Source organism: Pararhodonellum marinum (assembly GCF_015354735.1).
GTDB classification, from domain to species: Bacteria; Bacteroidota; Bacteroidia; order Cytophagales; family Cyclobacteriaceae; genus Pararhodonellum; species Pararhodonellum marinum.
In genome coordinates this window covers 233,499-248,719 of the sequence record NZ_JACEFJ010000004.1, presented here as the reverse complement: position 1 = coordinate 248,719, position 15,221 = coordinate 233,499, and the positions used below count along the sequence as shown (strand labels likewise).

Genomic DNA, 15,221 nt, shown 5'->3' with positions numbered 1-15,221 from the left:
AGATAAAAAGAAACAGACATGAATCCAAAATTTTCGGGTGGCATCAACATCGCCGTAAAAATTCCTAAAAGCAAGTATGACAAAAGCGTAGCCTTTTACAGGGACATTTTAAAATTAGAAGTGGAGGAGAAACCCATAACCCACCCCACAATTTCAAGAACCCATCAGGTTAAATTTGGGAATAACATCTTATGGTTGGACTGTGTCGACAATTATACCCATTCGGAAACCTGGTTGGAACTGAATGTTGACAATGTCGAGCAAGCCACAAATTATCTTCAGGAAAATGGCATCAAGACCTGTGACGAATTGGAACAACTTCCGGAAAACATGCACTGGATTACTGACCCGGCGGGAACGGTGTTTATTGTCAGTCAAAGAGAAGATTAGCACTTTTCAAACCTTCTTTTTTTTGAATGAAAATATTTAATTTTTCTAAGATAAATCAAAATTATTGCCTCAAATATTTCAGTCAAAAACCAATCCTCCTCAGTATTCACCAGCCTTCTCCAAATTATTATTTTTTAAAATTCCTTCAAACTGAACAGGCTCTAATTGCCTTTTAATCAAGCAAAAAAGCTAATTCACATGGGTGATTACCCTATAGATAATAAAAGCAAAAATACTTTTCCCATTTTTCTATATTAGTTGTTCACGAATGATTAATATATTAATCTTATAATTATATTGAGTTTTATTTCCTTTTTAAAAAAACACGAAATATGGCCACTGAAATTTCCTCTGAATCACACAAGATTTTAGCCATAAGCACCTTGGCTTATGCACTGACTTTTGCTGCTTGGACCATGAACGGAGTACTCGTCACCTACCTGGCCAACCAAGGGATATTTGAGTGGGATTCCATCCAGACGGGCTGGTTAATCGGACTCCCGGTATTTACTGGTGCACTTTTTCGTTTTCCTGCAGGAATTTTAACTGACAAGTTTGGAGGCAAAACGATGTTTATTGCTTTGATGCTGATCAGTGCAGTTTTCTTTTATTCGTTGAGTTTTGCCACTGGATTTACATCTTTCGCCTTGATCAGCTTGGGTTGTGGATTGACAGGTGCTAGTTTTGCCATAGGAGTAGGCTATGTTTCTGCCTTTTATCCATCCAACTGGCAGGGTCGGGCCTTGGGCATATTAGGAGCAGGAACTGGAGGAGCCGCGTTGACCACCCTCATCGCTCCCTATTTGCTCAATGTGTTAACGGATGAAGGTTTAAACCCCGAAGGATGGAGGGAATTGCCAAAGATTTATGCCTATGTGTTATTGGTAACTACCGCTCTGTTTGCTGTCTTCGGAAAAAGTAAAACCGTCGTCAAAGAAAGCAAATCGCTTGCTTCAATTCTGGCTCCCATCAAACATGGCAAAGTATGGCGCTTGGGTTTGTATTATTTTCTGGTATTCGGCTGCTATGTGGCCCTTGCCCAATGGTTAGTTCCTTATTTCATGAATGTTTATGGTGTAACTTTGGTGATGGCTGGGTTCCTTGCTTCAGCATTCAGTTTACCTACTGCATTAACCCGTATTGTTGGCGGTATCATGAGCGATAAACATGGGGCCAAAAAGGTTGTATTGTTTGCCTTCCAGGCCACCATTTTGTTATCAGCCCTTTTAATGATTCCAAAAATGGATATTTACACCCCTGGAAAAGGAATCACATCCACTGTTTCTGGCCCTGTTGAGTTGGTTTCTGAAACAGAAATCCAGGTATCTGGAAGATCATTTAGCCTAAGACCCCAAGAGCTTGCCCAAGAGAGAATTGATAATCCTACTGGTATCGCAAAGTATTTTCCTGCAAAATACAGTTGGAATGAATCGGTGGTGGAACAAGGAGATAATGTAGGACAAAAAGATTTGTTGGCAAGAGGAGTGACTTTGATCTCCTTTCAGGCAGACATGTGGGTTTTCGCCGCATTTGCCATTCTATTGGGTGCCATTTGGGGGGCTGGAATGTCAGGGGTATTCAAGTATATTCCGGATTATTTTCCAAACGAAGTGGGATCTGTGGGAGGAATGGTTGCCTTCATTGGTGCAATGGGCGGATTTATCTGTCCAATCTTATTTGGCTATTTACTAAAATGGACCGGATTATGGAGCAGCTCTTGGTTTTTAATCCTTTTGTTGGCCATTGCCAGTCTCTGGATTTTGAATAACATCAGTTACAGCTATATCCCCAAGGAATCAAAAGAGGAGGTTTAACTCCTCCTCTTTTTCCAATTATTCAGATGGCATGAATCACCAATATTGATAAAATGCTAAAAAGACATTTTGGATAAGACTAGGGATTCAAAGGACTACCTAATAAATCATTTAAGGTATTTGATCTAAATATCTTTTAAGCGCAAGCACATCAAGGAATCATGAGCATGCAATTGCAAAAAATCCTCCTTTCATTTTTCATCATGGTCATTTCAATCCAAGCCTTTGGTCAGACTGAAGATCAAAATGAAGCTGACTCCCTGAGATACGCCTTTCCAGGAGATGAAATTGGAGAGGACTATCAACCCTTGATCTTAAAGCTTTCTGAGGATGGGTCCAAGTATGTGCGAATCATATTGTGGGGGCAAATTTGGTTTAGAAGTTTGGAGAATAATCCTGGGACTCTGGGAGTAGATGGGAATCCAAGAAATTCAACGGCAGATATAGGAATTAGAAGAGCCAGGATGTTGACTTATGCATCCATATCTCCCAAGTTTTTGATCCTGGCGCATTGGGGGATCAATAACCAAACTTTTATGAATGGAGGTATACCGGGTGGTGGCATGAATGGCAATGCGGGAACCATTCCCATCACTCTGGATCCTAACAATCCCAACAACAATGTAGATTTGAGATCATCAAAAAAGCCACAGATGTTTTTCCATGATGTATGGACAGAATTTAAAGTAATCCCTGAACTCCATATCGGTATGGGATTACACTACTGGAATGGCATATCAAGGATGTCAAGTGCGAGCACGCTTAATTTTCTGACCATGGACGCACCGATATTCAATTGGCCATTGATTGAAATGACGGACCAGTTTGCAAGACAGTTTGGGGTCTACGCCAAAGGGCAGGTATTAAACTGGGATTACCGCTTTGCCTTAAACAAACCATTCTCCGTTGGCGCAGGGGGGACATTTGATGAAGACCGCCAACGCCCTATTGCCGTCAATGTGGTCAATGACAACTGGGCAAGCCAAGGTTATGTGGCCTATCAGTTTTGGGAGCATGAAAACAACAAATTACCCTTTTTTGTAGGTTCTTATCTAGGTGCCAGGAAAGTATTGAATGTCGGGGGAGGCTGGCACCACCATGCTAAAGCAACCAGTTCTGTAGATGGGCAGGGAAACATCAATTCCCATGATATCAGTTTATTTTCATTGGATTTGTTTTTGGATATGCCCATTAACAGTTCTTTAGGCACTGCCTTAACGCTGTACTCTGTGTTTTACAACTATGATTTTGGCCCGAATTATATCAGGAACATTGGAATTATGAATACAGGCCTAGGTCAAGGAACCACTCAAAATGGGCCAGGCAATGCCCAACCGATGATTGGGACAGGGCATATTTTCTACAGTCAGGCCGGATATCTGCTTCCGAAAAATTTGATAGGTGATCTCGGTATGCTTCAACCTTTTGGATCTGTTACCTTCAATAGATTCGAATTCTTTGATGAGGGATCTACACAGTTCAGTTTGGGCCTCAATTATTTTATTACCGCCCATAGGTCCAAAATCAGTTTTGAATACCGACAAAGATCATTTTTTGAAAATTACAGAAATGCAGGAAATGCCGGAGAATTTATTATTCAAACGCATATTGCTTTGTGATGGTCCCTTTTTAAAACAATAAGCTACATTCCAACCCTTTACAGAAAAAATCAGATCTAAGTCTCAGCAATAAAGAAAATTGGAATGCAGGTTTATTTTACTTTGAAACGCTTATTTTCTGGAAGCTTTACTTTGTCTGTTTCTGTTTAACCTCACGACCAAATAAGCTATGGCAGCAATTGCCAATACCAAGGGAATTGAATGCTCTGGGTTTTTCAACCAATGAAGAAGGCTCTGTGGATCTTCTTCACCATGACCGGGATGGGCCGATACCATAAAAGGGACAGCAAATAAAGCTGCCGTTAGCATACTGATTAGTTTTTTCATGATTGTTTTGGTTATGTGTTTTTGTATTATTTGAAAACTGAGATTTAAAATTCCTGCTGTTGTGTATTTATAAGCTTACTGTAAATAATTTCCATAAGCTTTTATCATTTCATGTGGATGCAAGGACTTTTGCTCGATTCTGATCTGAAATCCGAATGAGGACAGCATCTGATAAGACTTTCCATCATAGGCCAATAAAAGTTCATCTTCCTGATTCAAAAAGATGGGCAAATGTTGGTTTCCGATAGCAAAAGAAACCTGCCCAACCTCATTTAAGTTTTGAGATGAAATGACGATACAATCACAGGGTTTTAACCTGATTCGAATGATCTTTTCTGAATCAATATAGATGAGGTCATGATCCTGATAAACGTGGTTGCTGCTTTTTCTGATTTGAACCTTCAGACCATGATCTGTTTCACGAGTCAGTTTGCCACTGTTCAATTCATACCATTCCAGATCCAGGTAATGGATCTCTTTTCCATCCAAATTCACCTTTGAATCAAGGATCATTGCCTCAGAAGCCAGTATGGTTTGAAGTTCTTTCGATTCCATTATTATCTTTTCAGGATCATTTGATGTAGCGTAGTGAAACTGTTTCTATTTATTCTTGAGCTACTTGATTTTTGGCTTTCTTCTCTTCGACTTTTTCAATCAACCAATCACACCATCGGTCCAAACCTTCTCCCTTCAAACTACTGATCGTAATTACCTCCAAAGTTGGGTTGACTTCACGTGCATCCTTCGTTACCGCTTCAATGGAAAAGGGAACATAGGGCAACAAATCAGACTTGGAAACAAGCATCAACTCACTTGTGAGAAACATCCTAGGATATTTTTTGGGTTTGTCATCTCCCTCAGTAGAGGCAATCAGCGTTACCCTGTAGTCCTCTCCCAAGTCAAAAGCCGCAGGACAAACCAGATTCCCTACATTCTCGATAAATAATAAATCAGTATCTGTAAGGTCAATGTGATCCAAAGCCTGAAGGATCATCTGCGCCTCAATATGACACATCCCTCCAGTAACGATTTGAAGTGCATTGATTCCAACTTCCTTCATCCTAACTGCATCTCTATCGGTTTCAGGATCACCTACCAATACAGCAATGTTCAACCGGTCCCTCAATAGCTTTCCTGTTTCCTGCATCAAGGTGGTTTTTCCACTTCCGGGAGAGGAACATACATTGACTACCAATAGGTTTGGCAATTTATCCTTGATGGCTTTTGCCACAAAATCATTGGCCTTAAGTAAGTTCAATGTGGTGTTGTCACATTGTACAGAACCTGCCGGCATTCGGTTACTCTTTGGTGTTCTTAAATCACTCATAACTTATGTCTTAATAAATTCAACTTTACTGATTTGCAATTCATCTCCTTGGATAACCTCTTTGGTTGGTTCTCCGCAAGGACAGATGAACCTGTGATATTTTACCTCAAAATTTTCATTGCACTTATTGCATCTGGCAATAATGGGCAAAACCTTGACTTCCAATTCAAGTTCCATCAATTCAGGTAACTCCAACCTCAGCGCTTCAAATGCGTTTTGAATCAACACCGGCTGAATATTACTCAGAAGACCTGCTTCAATTTCAACCTTCGTGATTTTATCGAAATTTCCTTCATATTTCTCTTTTAAAGTGCTTACAATGGTTCTAATCACAGAAATTTCATGCATGACCTCAATTCTTATTAATTCTTAAATGTGATCGGTTGGTAACTTTTTACCAGGTGGTTGACCGAACCCAACTGACTTGTTTTCAATATTTTTCTCTCCTCCCTTTTGGGCTTGTATCCAAATCTTTCCAATAAGTGATACAAGGGGTGTTCAAAGGCAACAATTACCTCGGATTCCTCATTGATGTAGATAGGGATATGTTTGTTCCCGATTTCATAACAGACTACGGCCATTTCCCTAATTGTTCGTGGGCGGAAAACGATACATAAAGTGGGTCGGATCGAAATCAAAATGACCGTCTCCTCATTTAGGTAGATCACATCGCCTTCTTCTAGAGGATTTAAGTCCTTTTTAATCCCCACCTCCACTCCGTTTCGGGTATGTTTTCTGATTATGGTCCTGCCCGCTTCAAACCACTCCAAATCCAAAAAATCAAGCCTCTTACCTGATACATCAATATCCTTGGTATTGCCTAATATTTTTTGAACTAAAATCATATCGAAACCGGATCTATCTTTGTTTTGATTTTATTATTCTGATTTTTTACTAAGAGATGCTTGATCCACAAGGTAATCCATGTGCCTGCTACAAAGGGGAAGGTAAGGAAAATCAGCCCCCTGCTCATCATAAAGTTTTCAATAAGAACAGAAAAGAAAACAGCAATCAATACAAAGAGCCCGTCTTTCTTTTCCAATCCCGAAAATACAATGGCACAAAGGACGGCATTGAAAGTAAACCATCCTTGTTGCAAAGCATCAAACTGATCGATGGTCAATACGGCAAACAAAGCTGCAAAAAATGCCCCTACGAGACCATAGATTGCAGCAATGGGATTATTGATGTACACAGCGATCATAAAGATCAATCCGGACAATAGGCTTCCCTGAAAAATGACCTCACCAAAGCCAAAACCAAAATTTGACAGTTCGAAAACAACGGTTTCTTCAATAAGCCCAGCCAAATCACCCTCTGCGGGTGGATCTACAGGAACTACTTCATGAAAGAAATAAAGGGCAATCCAGACAAGAGCAATGAAAGGAAAGGTGAAAACTGGAATTTTTTTGTTCAAGAAGAAATTCATGACAAGGGTTGAAAGGGCAGCAAGCAAAATGATCCCAATCCAAACCAATATACTTCCTTCAAAAAACACCAGCATGGCGATACCTACCAGGGCAGCATTGAAACCATAAAGGCCGCTGCTGATGTTTCCTTTATCGTATTTAAAAAGTTTTGCCGTCAAGGTACCAACAACAGCACCGACCAAAGTTCCTAAGGCCAATAGGGGAGAATTGATCAAAATTCCGATCAGGAATAAAAGCCCTGTCAAGGAATTCTCCTGAAGCATGATTTGCCCTATTCCTTTAAGAAACGGATCGTAAAATTTTTCATCTTTATTTTTCATAAATAGAGTTGTTTTTTTAGAAGAAAACCAATGGAGTTATTAAACCTACCGATAGTTGTCCGGTATTGGCGTCAGCCAAATCAAATTGCCTTATAGCATAATCTGAATGCCTAAAATACCTTCCTACATAGGCCAGAAAGATTTTATGCTTTTGAGAGGGGAAAACATGGTATTCCAATGCTGCCGTAAAACTCCATGAGGTCCTTAGATGATCATCTTTTGGAACATCGATTCCGGGTAAGTTGTCATCAAACCAATAATCTGAACTCACCATTCCTATCAGCGTTGCTGCTAGTCTTGGGGTCAAAAAATACTCTCCACGCATCCAATGCTCCACATACCTCACATCCAATGCCCTGAAACCTAACTGTTCACTGATCAGGTTACTCACTTGTCCCAAGCGGTCAATTTGATCATTGCTCAGCTTATAATCATATTGTAAGGTAAAATTATTCAGCCTTAGCTCGTTTCCAAGCTGCAAAAGAAGCATCCTTTTGTTGGCCGCTTCGGTGTAAGCACTGTAACTCCAAGCAGTATTGTATTTTCCTTCAAAAAGATTCCCCCTCCAATTGACAGTAGCACCTAGAGGTATCTTTGCCCTTTCCACACCTGGCACAAAACCATATACTTCTTCAAAGGACCGACTCCTGGAATTAACCACTTGAAAGGAAAGCAAGTGATTGGTTTCTACCTGCCATTTTCCCACGATACCTGTTTGAAAATGATCTCCATATTCTATCAGGTGATTAAAAGCATGCAGGTAGATCGGATTGAGTTCAAATTCAAATGCCCCCCACTCAGGGAGCATTTTGCCACCAGCTATAGAAAAAGTTGGGCTTACATCATACTGGATCTGAACTATATCAAGAGAATGTCTCAGCCTGTCCTGACTGTTGGGCTCTGTAGCCCGGCCGGCATAGACATCCCGAATCCTAAAATGAACTCTTTCACTGACCTTTCCCATCACCTCCATCCTTAATTCCGGCATGGCAAATCTACCGTTTGTTAAATCTCCGTTTTCAAAATCCGAATAAAACCCAAACCGGGTGTTGGCTATCATGTTGATGTCTTTCAAAAATTTGTATTTATCCAAATTTAAGACTGGCTGGGCATTCATTATGGCAGAATCATACTGAGCATAATTGACCTGTCCATACGAAGAATTCAAACACAACAAGAGCAATCCAAGTAGCGTTAATCTTTTCATAGCAGTAAATTGTTACAAAATGCGAAATCTAGATTTAGATGTTGATAGCACTACAATTTTAGATCTTCTAAAAAGATCCTGTTAAGGATTGACATCCAGTATACTCAGCTTCGTGTTGTTATCTATTTCAGGAGTAGCGTTTCCCTTTCCATTTTCTTCACTTGGACTTTTTCAGGAGAAACCTTGTTTATGTGTTTATTCAATTCCCAAAGGGATTTTTCTATTTTTTTAAAGGCATCAAGCAATTGCTCGCCACCGTTTCCTAGGACCCTCAAGACCACCAATTGTGGCAATGGCTGTGAAACTCCAAAAGCTAAATCCTCTTCTTTTGACATGGCCTCATGCATCAATTCTACTTCTGCATTGGCTTCCAAATTTCTACTGTTGACATACATTAATGTAGCTTGGTGGGTGTACCCCTCCACCTGACCCAAGGCATTGATATCAATTTTATCAGGCTGTAGCAAAATGTTGTCCTTGAGGATCAATTTTTGATTCAAAAAAACCTCTGTCAGGTTTTGAAATCGTTTAAAATGAAATATTTCACCGCACAATTTTCTGCCACAGGTTATGATTTCTCCATAGGTAAAAATGCAGTTTTCTTCAAGATGGATGGTCGATTTGGAATGAAAAATGGATTGAGACTGGGGTACAATGGGATGCTGAATGTAGCTTAGCTCACTGTTCTTCTGAAGATTGATGGTCATTTGCTGCTTTGCACCTTTTTTCATGGTGAATAAACGTTGATATCCTTGATTCAAGAGCATCATCCTACTACCTGCTTCCAGATTGATTTGTATATCCAGGTCATCATCGTCTAAAATTCCAGGAGATGAACTCATGGTCATCAAATAACAGGCAGGATCATTTCTGTTCTCACCTACATTGGCGATTTTGAAAGGAGGAGTAAAATATTTGTCTTTTAGGTATGAACCAAAGGCATTAAACCCAACGGTAATATGTAATTTTCCTATCTCTTTGATCATGCGGTTTTCTTTAATCCATGGATTTTAAACCATTCATTTCCTGTTTTGACAGATTACATTTCATTTTAACAATAAAGGAGAATCCTCGGCATTTTCCAGCAGGGCAAATTTCTTGATCCAAGCAATAACTGCATCAAGACCTTCTCCTATCATCAAGTTTGTAAATACAAAAGGCGCCCCTTTTCTCATTCTTCTTGCATCCCTTTCCATTACATCCAAATCTGCGTTGACATAAGGAGCCAGGTCCGTTTTATTGATCACGAGAAGGTCTGACCGCGTGATTCCCGGCCCTCCTTTTCGGGGAATTTTATCCCCTTCGGCCACCGAAATGACGAAGATGGTCACATCGGCAAGATCAGGACTGAAAGTGGCTGATAAATTATCCCCGCCACTCTCAATAAAGATCATTTCTATATCCTCAAAGCGGTTGGCCATCTCATCTACGGCTTCCAGATTCATACTCGCATCTTCTCGGATTGCGGTGTGGGGACAGCCTCCTGTTTCTACACCTATAATTCTATCCGCAGGAAGCAGGCTGTTTTTCGTTAGGAATTCAGCATCTTCTTTGGTATAAATATCATTGGTAATTACTCCAATGCTATATTCATCGATAAGACTTCTGGATAGTTTTTCTAAAAGTGCTGTTTTGCCTGACCCAACTGGCCCGGCTACGCCTATCTTAATGTAATTACCTTTGGACATTTTTAATCTTACAATTTGAGTTAAAATATTATGACATGTAAAGCCTTGAATACAGTTTTTCGTGCTGCATGCATCGGATATCAAAGCCGATATTGCAGATGCCTACCAGTTCTCGGTCAAGTGAAATGACTTTTTCTGTGGTCTTAATCAAGATTTCCTCCATTTGAAACAGTAAATCCTGACCTGATAATTGACCTAAGGGTACCATTTTGACCGCATTGGTAATCAAATTCACCGTAGCCGAATAACAGAATGAATAAATGGCTTCATAGAGTGGTATTTGAAATAAATGGGCATAAATACCGTACACAATGGCATATTGGCCATCTGCCCCTTTATTCTTTATTTCCAACTGGTAAGCGTCAATCAAGTCAGAACTTGCCTGTCGGTCAAAAATTTTAAAAAGCCGATTACCTAATTTTTTGCTTGCCTCTTTGATTTCAACAGGTGCTTTTAAGGCAGAGCATTCATGGTCAAGGACAATAAGCTCCTCCACATCATGCTGCTGCGCAGCCTCAAAAGCCAACTTGACAAAAGAAGCATCGTTGTACAACAGATTGTTTTCAACCATACTTTTCACAAAGGCCGCCGCCGTGGTCTCATCTTTCACGATGCCTAACTGCACATAGGTCTCCAAACCATTGGAGTGACTAAATCCTCCAATGGGTAGCGTGGGATCACATAAATGGAGCATTTTTCCGAGAAAATGGTTCATCCTGTTAATAGTTAAATGCCTATTTCGAAATTTGCAATTGTGAAAATCCATCTTAAAAGAAGGCAGACCACTTAAAAAAGATTTTATTCGAATACGCTTGATAGCTCGTTCCTTACTTTTAGAAATTCTAAAGATTGAAAGGAAAGTCAGTTATAGATGTTTCGAAGTAAATTTTTATAAAAGGAATGACAAAATTTTAAAAGGGATCTCCAGCTTAAAATATTTCCAGGCTCAAATTTTATTGAACCTGGAAATCATTTTAAAATTTAAAACAACCAATAAAGCTGGCCTAATGGTACCACATCCAAAGGTTCACAGGTGATGAGTTTTCCATCAACCTTTACTTCATAGTTTTCTGGATTCACATCAATGTTTGGAGTTTTGTCATTGTGAATCATGCTCTTCTTGGAGATGCTCCTACAGCCTGTAACTGGCACTACCATTTTTTTCAGACCATATTTCTCTGCAATGCCTTTTTCATAACCTGCTTTGGAAACGAAAGTCATACAGGTAGTAGATAGTGCTCTGCCATACGCGCCGAACATATTTCTGTAGATCACCGGCTGAGGGGTAGGGATGGAAGCACTTGGATCACCCATTCTGGAAGCAATGATCATCCCCCCTTTGATAATGATCTCCGGCTTGGCACCGAAGAAGGCCGGTTTCCAAAGCACAATGTCAGCCAATTTTCCAGGCTCAATACTTCCGACATAGTTAGAAATTCCCTGAGCAATGGCCGGATTGATGGTATATTTGGCCACATACCTTTTGGCTCTAAAATTATCATTGTCATTGCCTTTGTCTTCTTCTAAGGCCCCAAACTGCACTTTCATTTTATGGGCAGTCTGCCATGTTCTTGTCACTACTTCACTGATACGTCCCATGGCTTGGGAGTCGGAACTCATCATGCTGAAGACACCCATATCATGGAGAATGTCCTCTGCGGCAATGGTTTCTCTTCTGATCCTTGATTCAGCAAAGGCTACATCCTCGGGAATGCTTTTTTTCAAGTGGTGGCACACCATCAACATGTCCAGGTGTTCATCTATCGTGTTCTTGGTAAATGGTTTGGTAGGGTTTGTACTTGCAGGAAGTACATTGGGATACATGGAAATTTTGATGATATCCGGAGCATGTCCACCACCAGCTCCCTCGGTATGGAAGGTATGAATGACCCTGCCATTGATTGCATCCATGGTGTCCTGTAAAAATCCTGCTTCATTCAAGGTATCTGAATGTATGGCAATCTGAACATCATACTTGTCGGCCACTTTTAATGAAGCATCTATTACGGCAGGAGAAGTACCCCAATCCTCATGGATTTTAAGCCCTAGAGCACCTGCTTCAATTTGTTCATTCAAAGGCGCTTCCTGAGAACAGTTCCCTTTTCCGAAGAAGCCAAAATTCATTGGAAATACATCTCCTGATTGCATCATTTTTTCAATGAACCATGCTCCGGGAGTGACCGTGGTAGCATTCGTTCCATCAGCTGGGCCCGTTCCTCCACCGATCATGGTTGTCGTTCCGGCATAAAGCGCATGTTCCACTTGCTGCGGGCTGATAAAGTGGATGTGGGTATCAATTGCCCCAGCTGTGGCTATAAGCCCTTGACCTCCATGGACTTCTGTGGAAGCTCCAATGATCATATTGGGAGTAATGCCATCCTGGGTATCAGGATTCCCTGCCTTACCTATGCCTACGATCTTACCATCTTTTATTCCTATGTCACCTTTTACTATACCCCAGTGGTCAATGACCATCACGTTTAATATCACAAAATCAAGCACCCCCTGGTCCCGTGTAGCGGTGCTGGATTGGCCCATGCCATCTCTTACGGTTTTACCTCCACCAAATTTGTTTTCTTCCCCATAAATCCCATAATCCTTTTCAATTTCAATGATAATTTCTGTATCACCCAGTCTGACCTTATCTCCAGTAGTAGGGCCATACATGCCCGCATATTTGTTTTTATCTATTTTAAAGCTCATGGTTACTTGTTTTTGAAGTTTTTACTTTTTAAGGCAGCTAGACTTTGGTGCTTGTTGAATTCCGAGGAGGTATCTCCGTTGACGAGGTTATTGTTGCCAAAAACACGGCGTAAACCCCCATAAGGGACGAGTTCTACACTTTTCTCCTCTCCCGGTTCAAAACGGGCAGCGGTTCCTGATGGGATATTGAGCCGCATACCAAATGCTTTCTCACGGTCAAAACTCATGGATTTGTTGACTTCAAAAAAATGAAAATGAGAACCTATCTGAATCGGACGGTCCCCAGTATTGGTAGCCTTAATCTTGATGGCCTTGAAGGAGGCATTGCAGGTAATTTTTCCTTCTTTAACAAAATATTCTCCTGGTATCATAGGGTATAGATTTATCAGTTTTGATTAAACGATTGGATTGTGACAGGTAACAAGCTTGACGCCGTCTGGAAAAGTAACCTCGATCTGAATGTCTGCGATCATCTCAGGCACACCCGACATGACATCATCCCTTTTCAATAAAGTGGTCCCATGATTCATGAGTTCGGCAACAGACATGTTGCCATCTCTTGCAGCCTCCATCAAATGGCTGGATATGTAGGCGATAGATTCGGGGTAGTTCAGTTTCACTCCCCTATCTTTTCGTTTTGATGCCACTTCACCTGCCAGATGAAGCAATAATTTTTCAGTTTCTCTTGGTGTTAGATGCATATTGTATTGAATTTAGGAGTATAGATTCGTGAATATAAAAAAGTGAATAATTTCATCGATAAAGAATATGATTCTTTACCTAACAAGATAATAAAATAAATCTTATGAATATTGTAAGTTTATATAACTATTTTACCGTTCAGGAATAAAGTAGAATTAATTTTTTAAATTTTCCCAAAATCCAATTTATTCTTCTCTGAAACCTATATGATCCAGCATCTCAATAAGCCCGCAATATTAATTTTTCGAGGCCTCTAAGAAGCTATAAAAAGCTGTGTTAAAGTTTATTTTAATGGTTATCCGCTTCTTTGCCACTAACCCAATATTCTTCTTCGAACGGGTTGGAAGTCCGAAGTCCGAAGTCTGACATTTCAGTTTGCTGGCGAGAATTATATTGAATTTCATTTTATTGGCATCATTCCTTACATACACATTATTTTTTTAAAGAAGGTACCTTTAAAGCCTTATGGTTAGCACTGCGATAAGCTTTCATCAAAATCACCATACCAAAAAAAACTTTGTGCCTTCGCCCTTCGTGGCAACCCAAAATTTAAAAGTTTATCAAAATTCCAACCTGAAATTCCCCCCTTTTCTGAATTGGGTCAGGTCAAATTCAGGCATGCTTTTCTCAGAATAATAGCGGTTTTTTGATTTTTTGAACAATTGTTGGATCATGTTGGCCCAGATGCCCTCCCCTTTCATTCTTCGGCCAAACTGATTGTCGTTGACTTTTCCGCCATGCAGGTCTTCGATTTGATGGATTACTTTGGCATATCGGTTGGGATAGTTTTTTTGCAGCCAGTCTTTAAAAATTTCCGACACCCTTCCATTGAGCCGGATCACGGTCATGGCGGCACTCAAGGCTCCATGGTCTGAGGCCGCTTTTAGGATGGAGGGAATTTCCTGGTCATTGAGGCCTGGGATGATGGGGGCAGTCATGACCGCCACTGGAATGCCTGCCTGTGATAGGTTCTCTATAACCTGCAATCGTTTGGCCGCACTTGCGGTCCGCGGCTCCATTTTTCGCCTTAAATCCTCATCCAAGCTGGTGATGGAAATGTACACCTGAGCCAGTCTGTCTTTGGCCAAATCCTGCAATAGATCAAGATCTCTTTGGATCAGACTGTTTTTGGTGATCAAGCCCACAGGATGTCGGTACTTGGAGAATACCTTGAGCAATTTCCTGGTGATTTCCATTTCCTTTTCCAAGGGCTGATAGCAATCCGTATTGCCAGAAAGTGAAATGGGAGCCGCTTTCCAGTTAGGATTCAGCAGGTGTTTTTCCAACAGCTTGGGGGCATCGGGTTTGGCCATCAGTTTGGTTTCAAAATCCAGCCCTGCACTGAAACCATAGTATTCATGGGAATTTCGGGCATAACAATATGAACAGCCATGCTCACAGCCCTGATAAGGATTGAGCGAATAAGCAATCCCTATGTCGGGGCTAGTGACAGGATTGACGATGGTTTTGGGATGCTCCAGGGTCACCTGGGTTTTGGGTCTTGTGATCAAAGGCTCATCCAGGCCCTCGATGTGTTCGGTGACCACCTGCCATTCCCTGAAACGGTTTTCTGGTTGAACCTGAGCGCCTCTCCCTTTTACATAGTTTTGCTTTCCTTCTCCTTGATCTTCCCCCATTGCATCCAAATTTTCTGAGATCCTGGCTTGGCAAAGTTTCCCACACTACAGGTGCCT

General features: G+C 40.8%; 17 protein-coding genes. 3 read left to right on the top strand and 14 right to left on the bottom strand.

Going from position 1 to position 15,221, the window contains the following annotated elements; all coding sequences use genetic code 11:
* The first annotated feature begins 18 nt into the window (after nt 1–18).
* From H1A14_RS10475 to H1A14_RS10465, 3 genes are all read left to right on the top strand, one after another.
* The gene (locus H1A14_RS10475) at nt 19–390 is read left to right on the top strand and encodes a VOC family protein (RefSeq protein WP_194776200.1); all 372 of its coding nucleotides are present in this window, start codon (nt 19–21) and stop codon (nt 388–390) included.
* A 332-nt stretch (nt 391–722) separates the two neighbouring features.
* Nucleotides 723–2,204: an MFS transporter gene (locus H1A14_RS10470; protein WP_194776199.1), complete on the top strand. Its 1,482-nt coding sequence runs from the start codon at nt 723–725 to the stop codon at nt 2,202–2,204.
* Nucleotides 2,205–2,365: 161 nt separating this feature from the next.
* On the top strand, nt 2,366–3,823 hold the full coding sequence (locus H1A14_RS10465) for a porin (RefSeq protein WP_194776198.1): 1,458 nt from the start codon (nt 2,366–2,368) through the stop codon (nt 3,821–3,823).
* Between the two features lie 111 nt (nt 3,824–3,934).
* On the opposite strand, the gene H1A14_RS10460 is transcribed toward H1A14_RS10465, so the two are convergent.
* The 14 genes from H1A14_RS10460 to H1A14_RS10395 form a co-directional block, all read right to left on the bottom strand.
* The gene (locus tag H1A14_RS10460) at nt 3,935–4,150 is read right to left on the bottom strand and encodes a hypothetical protein (RefSeq protein ID WP_228527720.1); all 216 of its coding nucleotides are present in this window, start codon (nt 4,148–4,150) and stop codon (nt 3,935–3,937) included.
* Nucleotides 4,151–4,225: 75 nt separating this feature from the next.
* Nucleotides 4,226–4,705 (bottom strand): urease accessory protein UreE, encoded by a 480-nt coding sequence (locus tag H1A14_RS10455; protein ID WP_194776197.1) that lies wholly within the window; start codon nt 4,703–4,705, stop codon nt 4,226–4,228.
* A 49-nt stretch (nt 4,706–4,754) separates the two neighbouring features.
* Nucleotides 4,755–5,477 carry a hydrogenase nickel incorporation protein HypB gene (hypB, locus tag H1A14_RS10450; protein ID WP_194776196.1) on the bottom strand — a complete coding sequence of 241 codons (723 nt, stop codon included), beginning with the start codon at nt 5,475–5,477 and terminating at the stop codon, nt 4,755–4,757.
* 3 nt (nt 5,478–5,480) lie between these two features.
* On the bottom strand, nt 5,481–5,825 hold the full coding sequence (locus tag H1A14_RS10445) for a hydrogenase maturation nickel metallochaperone HypA/HybF (RefSeq protein ID WP_194776195.1): 345 nt from the start codon (nt 5,823–5,825) through the stop codon (nt 5,481–5,483).
* 14 nt (nt 5,826–5,839) lie between these two features.
* Nucleotides 5,840–6,322, bottom strand: coding sequence for an urease accessory protein UreE (locus tag H1A14_RS10440; RefSeq protein ID WP_194776194.1), 483 nt, complete (start codon nt 6,320–6,322; stop codon nt 5,840–5,842).
* Complete coding sequence (locus H1A14_RS10435; protein WP_194776193.1) at nt 6,319–7,227, bottom strand: urea transporter; 909 nt, start codon at nt 7,225–7,227, stop codon at nt 6,319–6,321. Before H1A14_RS10435 ends, H1A14_RS10440 begins: the two co-directional genes overlap by 4 nt.
* Nucleotides 7,228–7,243: 16 nt before the next feature.
* Entirely contained in the window at nt 7,244–8,434 is a 1,191-nt protein-coding gene (locus H1A14_RS10430; protein ID WP_194776192.1) for a porin, read from the bottom strand.
* Nucleotides 8,435–8,556: 122 nt separating this feature from the next.
* Nucleotides 8,557–9,420 carry an urease accessory protein UreD gene (locus H1A14_RS10425; protein ID WP_194776191.1) on the bottom strand — a complete coding sequence of 288 codons (864 nt, stop codon included), beginning with the start codon at nt 9,418–9,420 and terminating at the stop codon, nt 8,557–8,559.
* A 60-nt stretch (nt 9,421–9,480) separates the two neighbouring features.
* A complete protein-coding gene (ureG, locus tag H1A14_RS10420) occupies nt 9,481–10,122 on the bottom strand; it encodes an urease accessory protein UreG (RefSeq protein WP_194776190.1) in 642 nt (213 codons plus the stop codon).
* A 28-nt stretch (nt 10,123–10,150) separates the two neighbouring features.
* The gene (locus H1A14_RS10415; protein ID WP_194776189.1) at nt 10,151–10,837 is read right to left on the bottom strand and encodes an urease accessory protein UreF; all 687 of its coding nucleotides are present in this window, start codon (nt 10,835–10,837) and stop codon (nt 10,151–10,153) included.
* Between the two features lie 266 nt (nt 10,838–11,103).
* The gene (gene ureC, locus H1A14_RS10410; RefSeq protein WP_194776188.1) at nt 11,104–12,825 is read right to left on the bottom strand and encodes an urease subunit alpha; all 1,722 of its coding nucleotides are present in this window, start codon (nt 12,823–12,825) and stop codon (nt 11,104–11,106) included.
* A 2-nt stretch (nt 12,826–12,827) separates the two neighbouring features.
* Entirely contained in the window at nt 12,828–13,196 is a 369-nt protein-coding gene (gene ureB, locus H1A14_RS10405) for an urease subunit beta (protein ID WP_194776187.1), read from the bottom strand.
* 24 nt (nt 13,197–13,220) lie between these two features.
* Nucleotides 13,221–13,526: an urease subunit gamma gene (gene ureA, locus H1A14_RS10400; RefSeq protein WP_194776186.1), complete on the bottom strand. Its 306-nt coding sequence runs from the start codon at nt 13,524–13,526 to the stop codon at nt 13,221–13,223.
* Nucleotides 13,527–14,087: 561 nt separating this feature from the next.
* A complete protein-coding gene (locus H1A14_RS10395) occupies nt 14,088–15,164 on the bottom strand; it encodes a PA0069 family radical SAM protein (RefSeq protein WP_194776185.1) in 1,077 nt (358 codons plus the stop codon).
* Nucleotides 15,165–15,221 lie beyond the last annotated feature (57 nt).

Coding starts and splice junctions, on each gene's coding strand:
- ureG (WP_194776190.1), bottom strand. CDS start 10,122: ATGTCCAAAGGTAATTACATTAAGATAGGCGTAGCCGGGCCAGTTGGG.
- H1A14_RS10435 (WP_194776193.1), bottom strand. CDS start 7,227: ATGAAAAATAAAGATGAAAAATTTTACGATCCGTTTCTTAAAGGAATA.
- ureA (WP_194776186.1), bottom strand. CDS start 13,526: ATGCATCTAACACCAAGAGAAACTGAAAAATTATTGCTTCATCTGGCA.
- H1A14_RS10460 (WP_228527720.1), bottom strand. CDS start 4,150: ATGAAAAAACTAATCAGTATGCTAACGGCAGCTTTATTTGCTGTCCCT.
- H1A14_RS10445 (WP_194776195.1), bottom strand. CDS start 5,825: ATGCATGAAATTTCTGTGATTAGAACCATTGTAAGCACTTTAAAAGAG.
- H1A14_RS10430 (WP_194776192.1), bottom strand. CDS start 8,434: ATGAAAAGATTAACGCTACTTGGATTGCTCTTGTTGTGTTTGAATTCT.
- H1A14_RS10470 (WP_194776199.1), top strand. CDS start 723: ATGGCCACTGAAATTTCCTCTGAATCACACAAGATTTTAGCCATAAGC.
- H1A14_RS10475 (WP_194776200.1), top strand. CDS start 19: ATGAATCCAAAATTTTCGGGTGGCATCAACATCGCCGTAAAAATTCCT.
- H1A14_RS10395 (WP_194776185.1), bottom strand. CDS start 15,164: ATGGGGGAAGATCAAGGAGAAGGAAAGCAAAACTATGTAAAAGGGAGA.
- H1A14_RS10440 (WP_194776194.1), bottom strand. CDS start 6,322: ATGATTTTAGTTCAAAAAATATTAGGCAATACCAAGGATATTGATGTA.
- ureB (WP_194776187.1), bottom strand. CDS start 13,196: ATGATACCAGGAGAATATTTTGTTAAAGAAGGAAAAATTACCTGCAAT.
- H1A14_RS10455 (WP_194776197.1), bottom strand. CDS start 4,705: ATGGAATCGAAAGAACTTCAAACCATACTGGCTTCTGAGGCAATGATC.
- H1A14_RS10425 (WP_194776191.1), bottom strand. CDS start 9,420: ATGATCAAAGAGATAGGAAAATTACATATTACCGTTGGGTTTAATGCC.
- ureC (WP_194776188.1), bottom strand. CDS start 12,825: ATGAGCTTTAAAATAGATAAAAACAAATATGCGGGCATGTATGGCCCT.
- H1A14_RS10415 (WP_194776189.1), bottom strand. CDS start 10,837: ATGAACCATTTTCTCGGAAAAATGCTCCATTTATGTGATCCCACGCTA.
- hypB (WP_194776196.1), bottom strand. CDS start 5,477: ATGAGTGATTTAAGAACACCAAAGAGTAACCGAATGCCGGCAGGTTCT.
- H1A14_RS10465 (WP_194776198.1), top strand. CDS start 2,366: ATGAGCATGCAATTGCAAAAAATCCTCCTTTCATTTTTCATCATGGTC.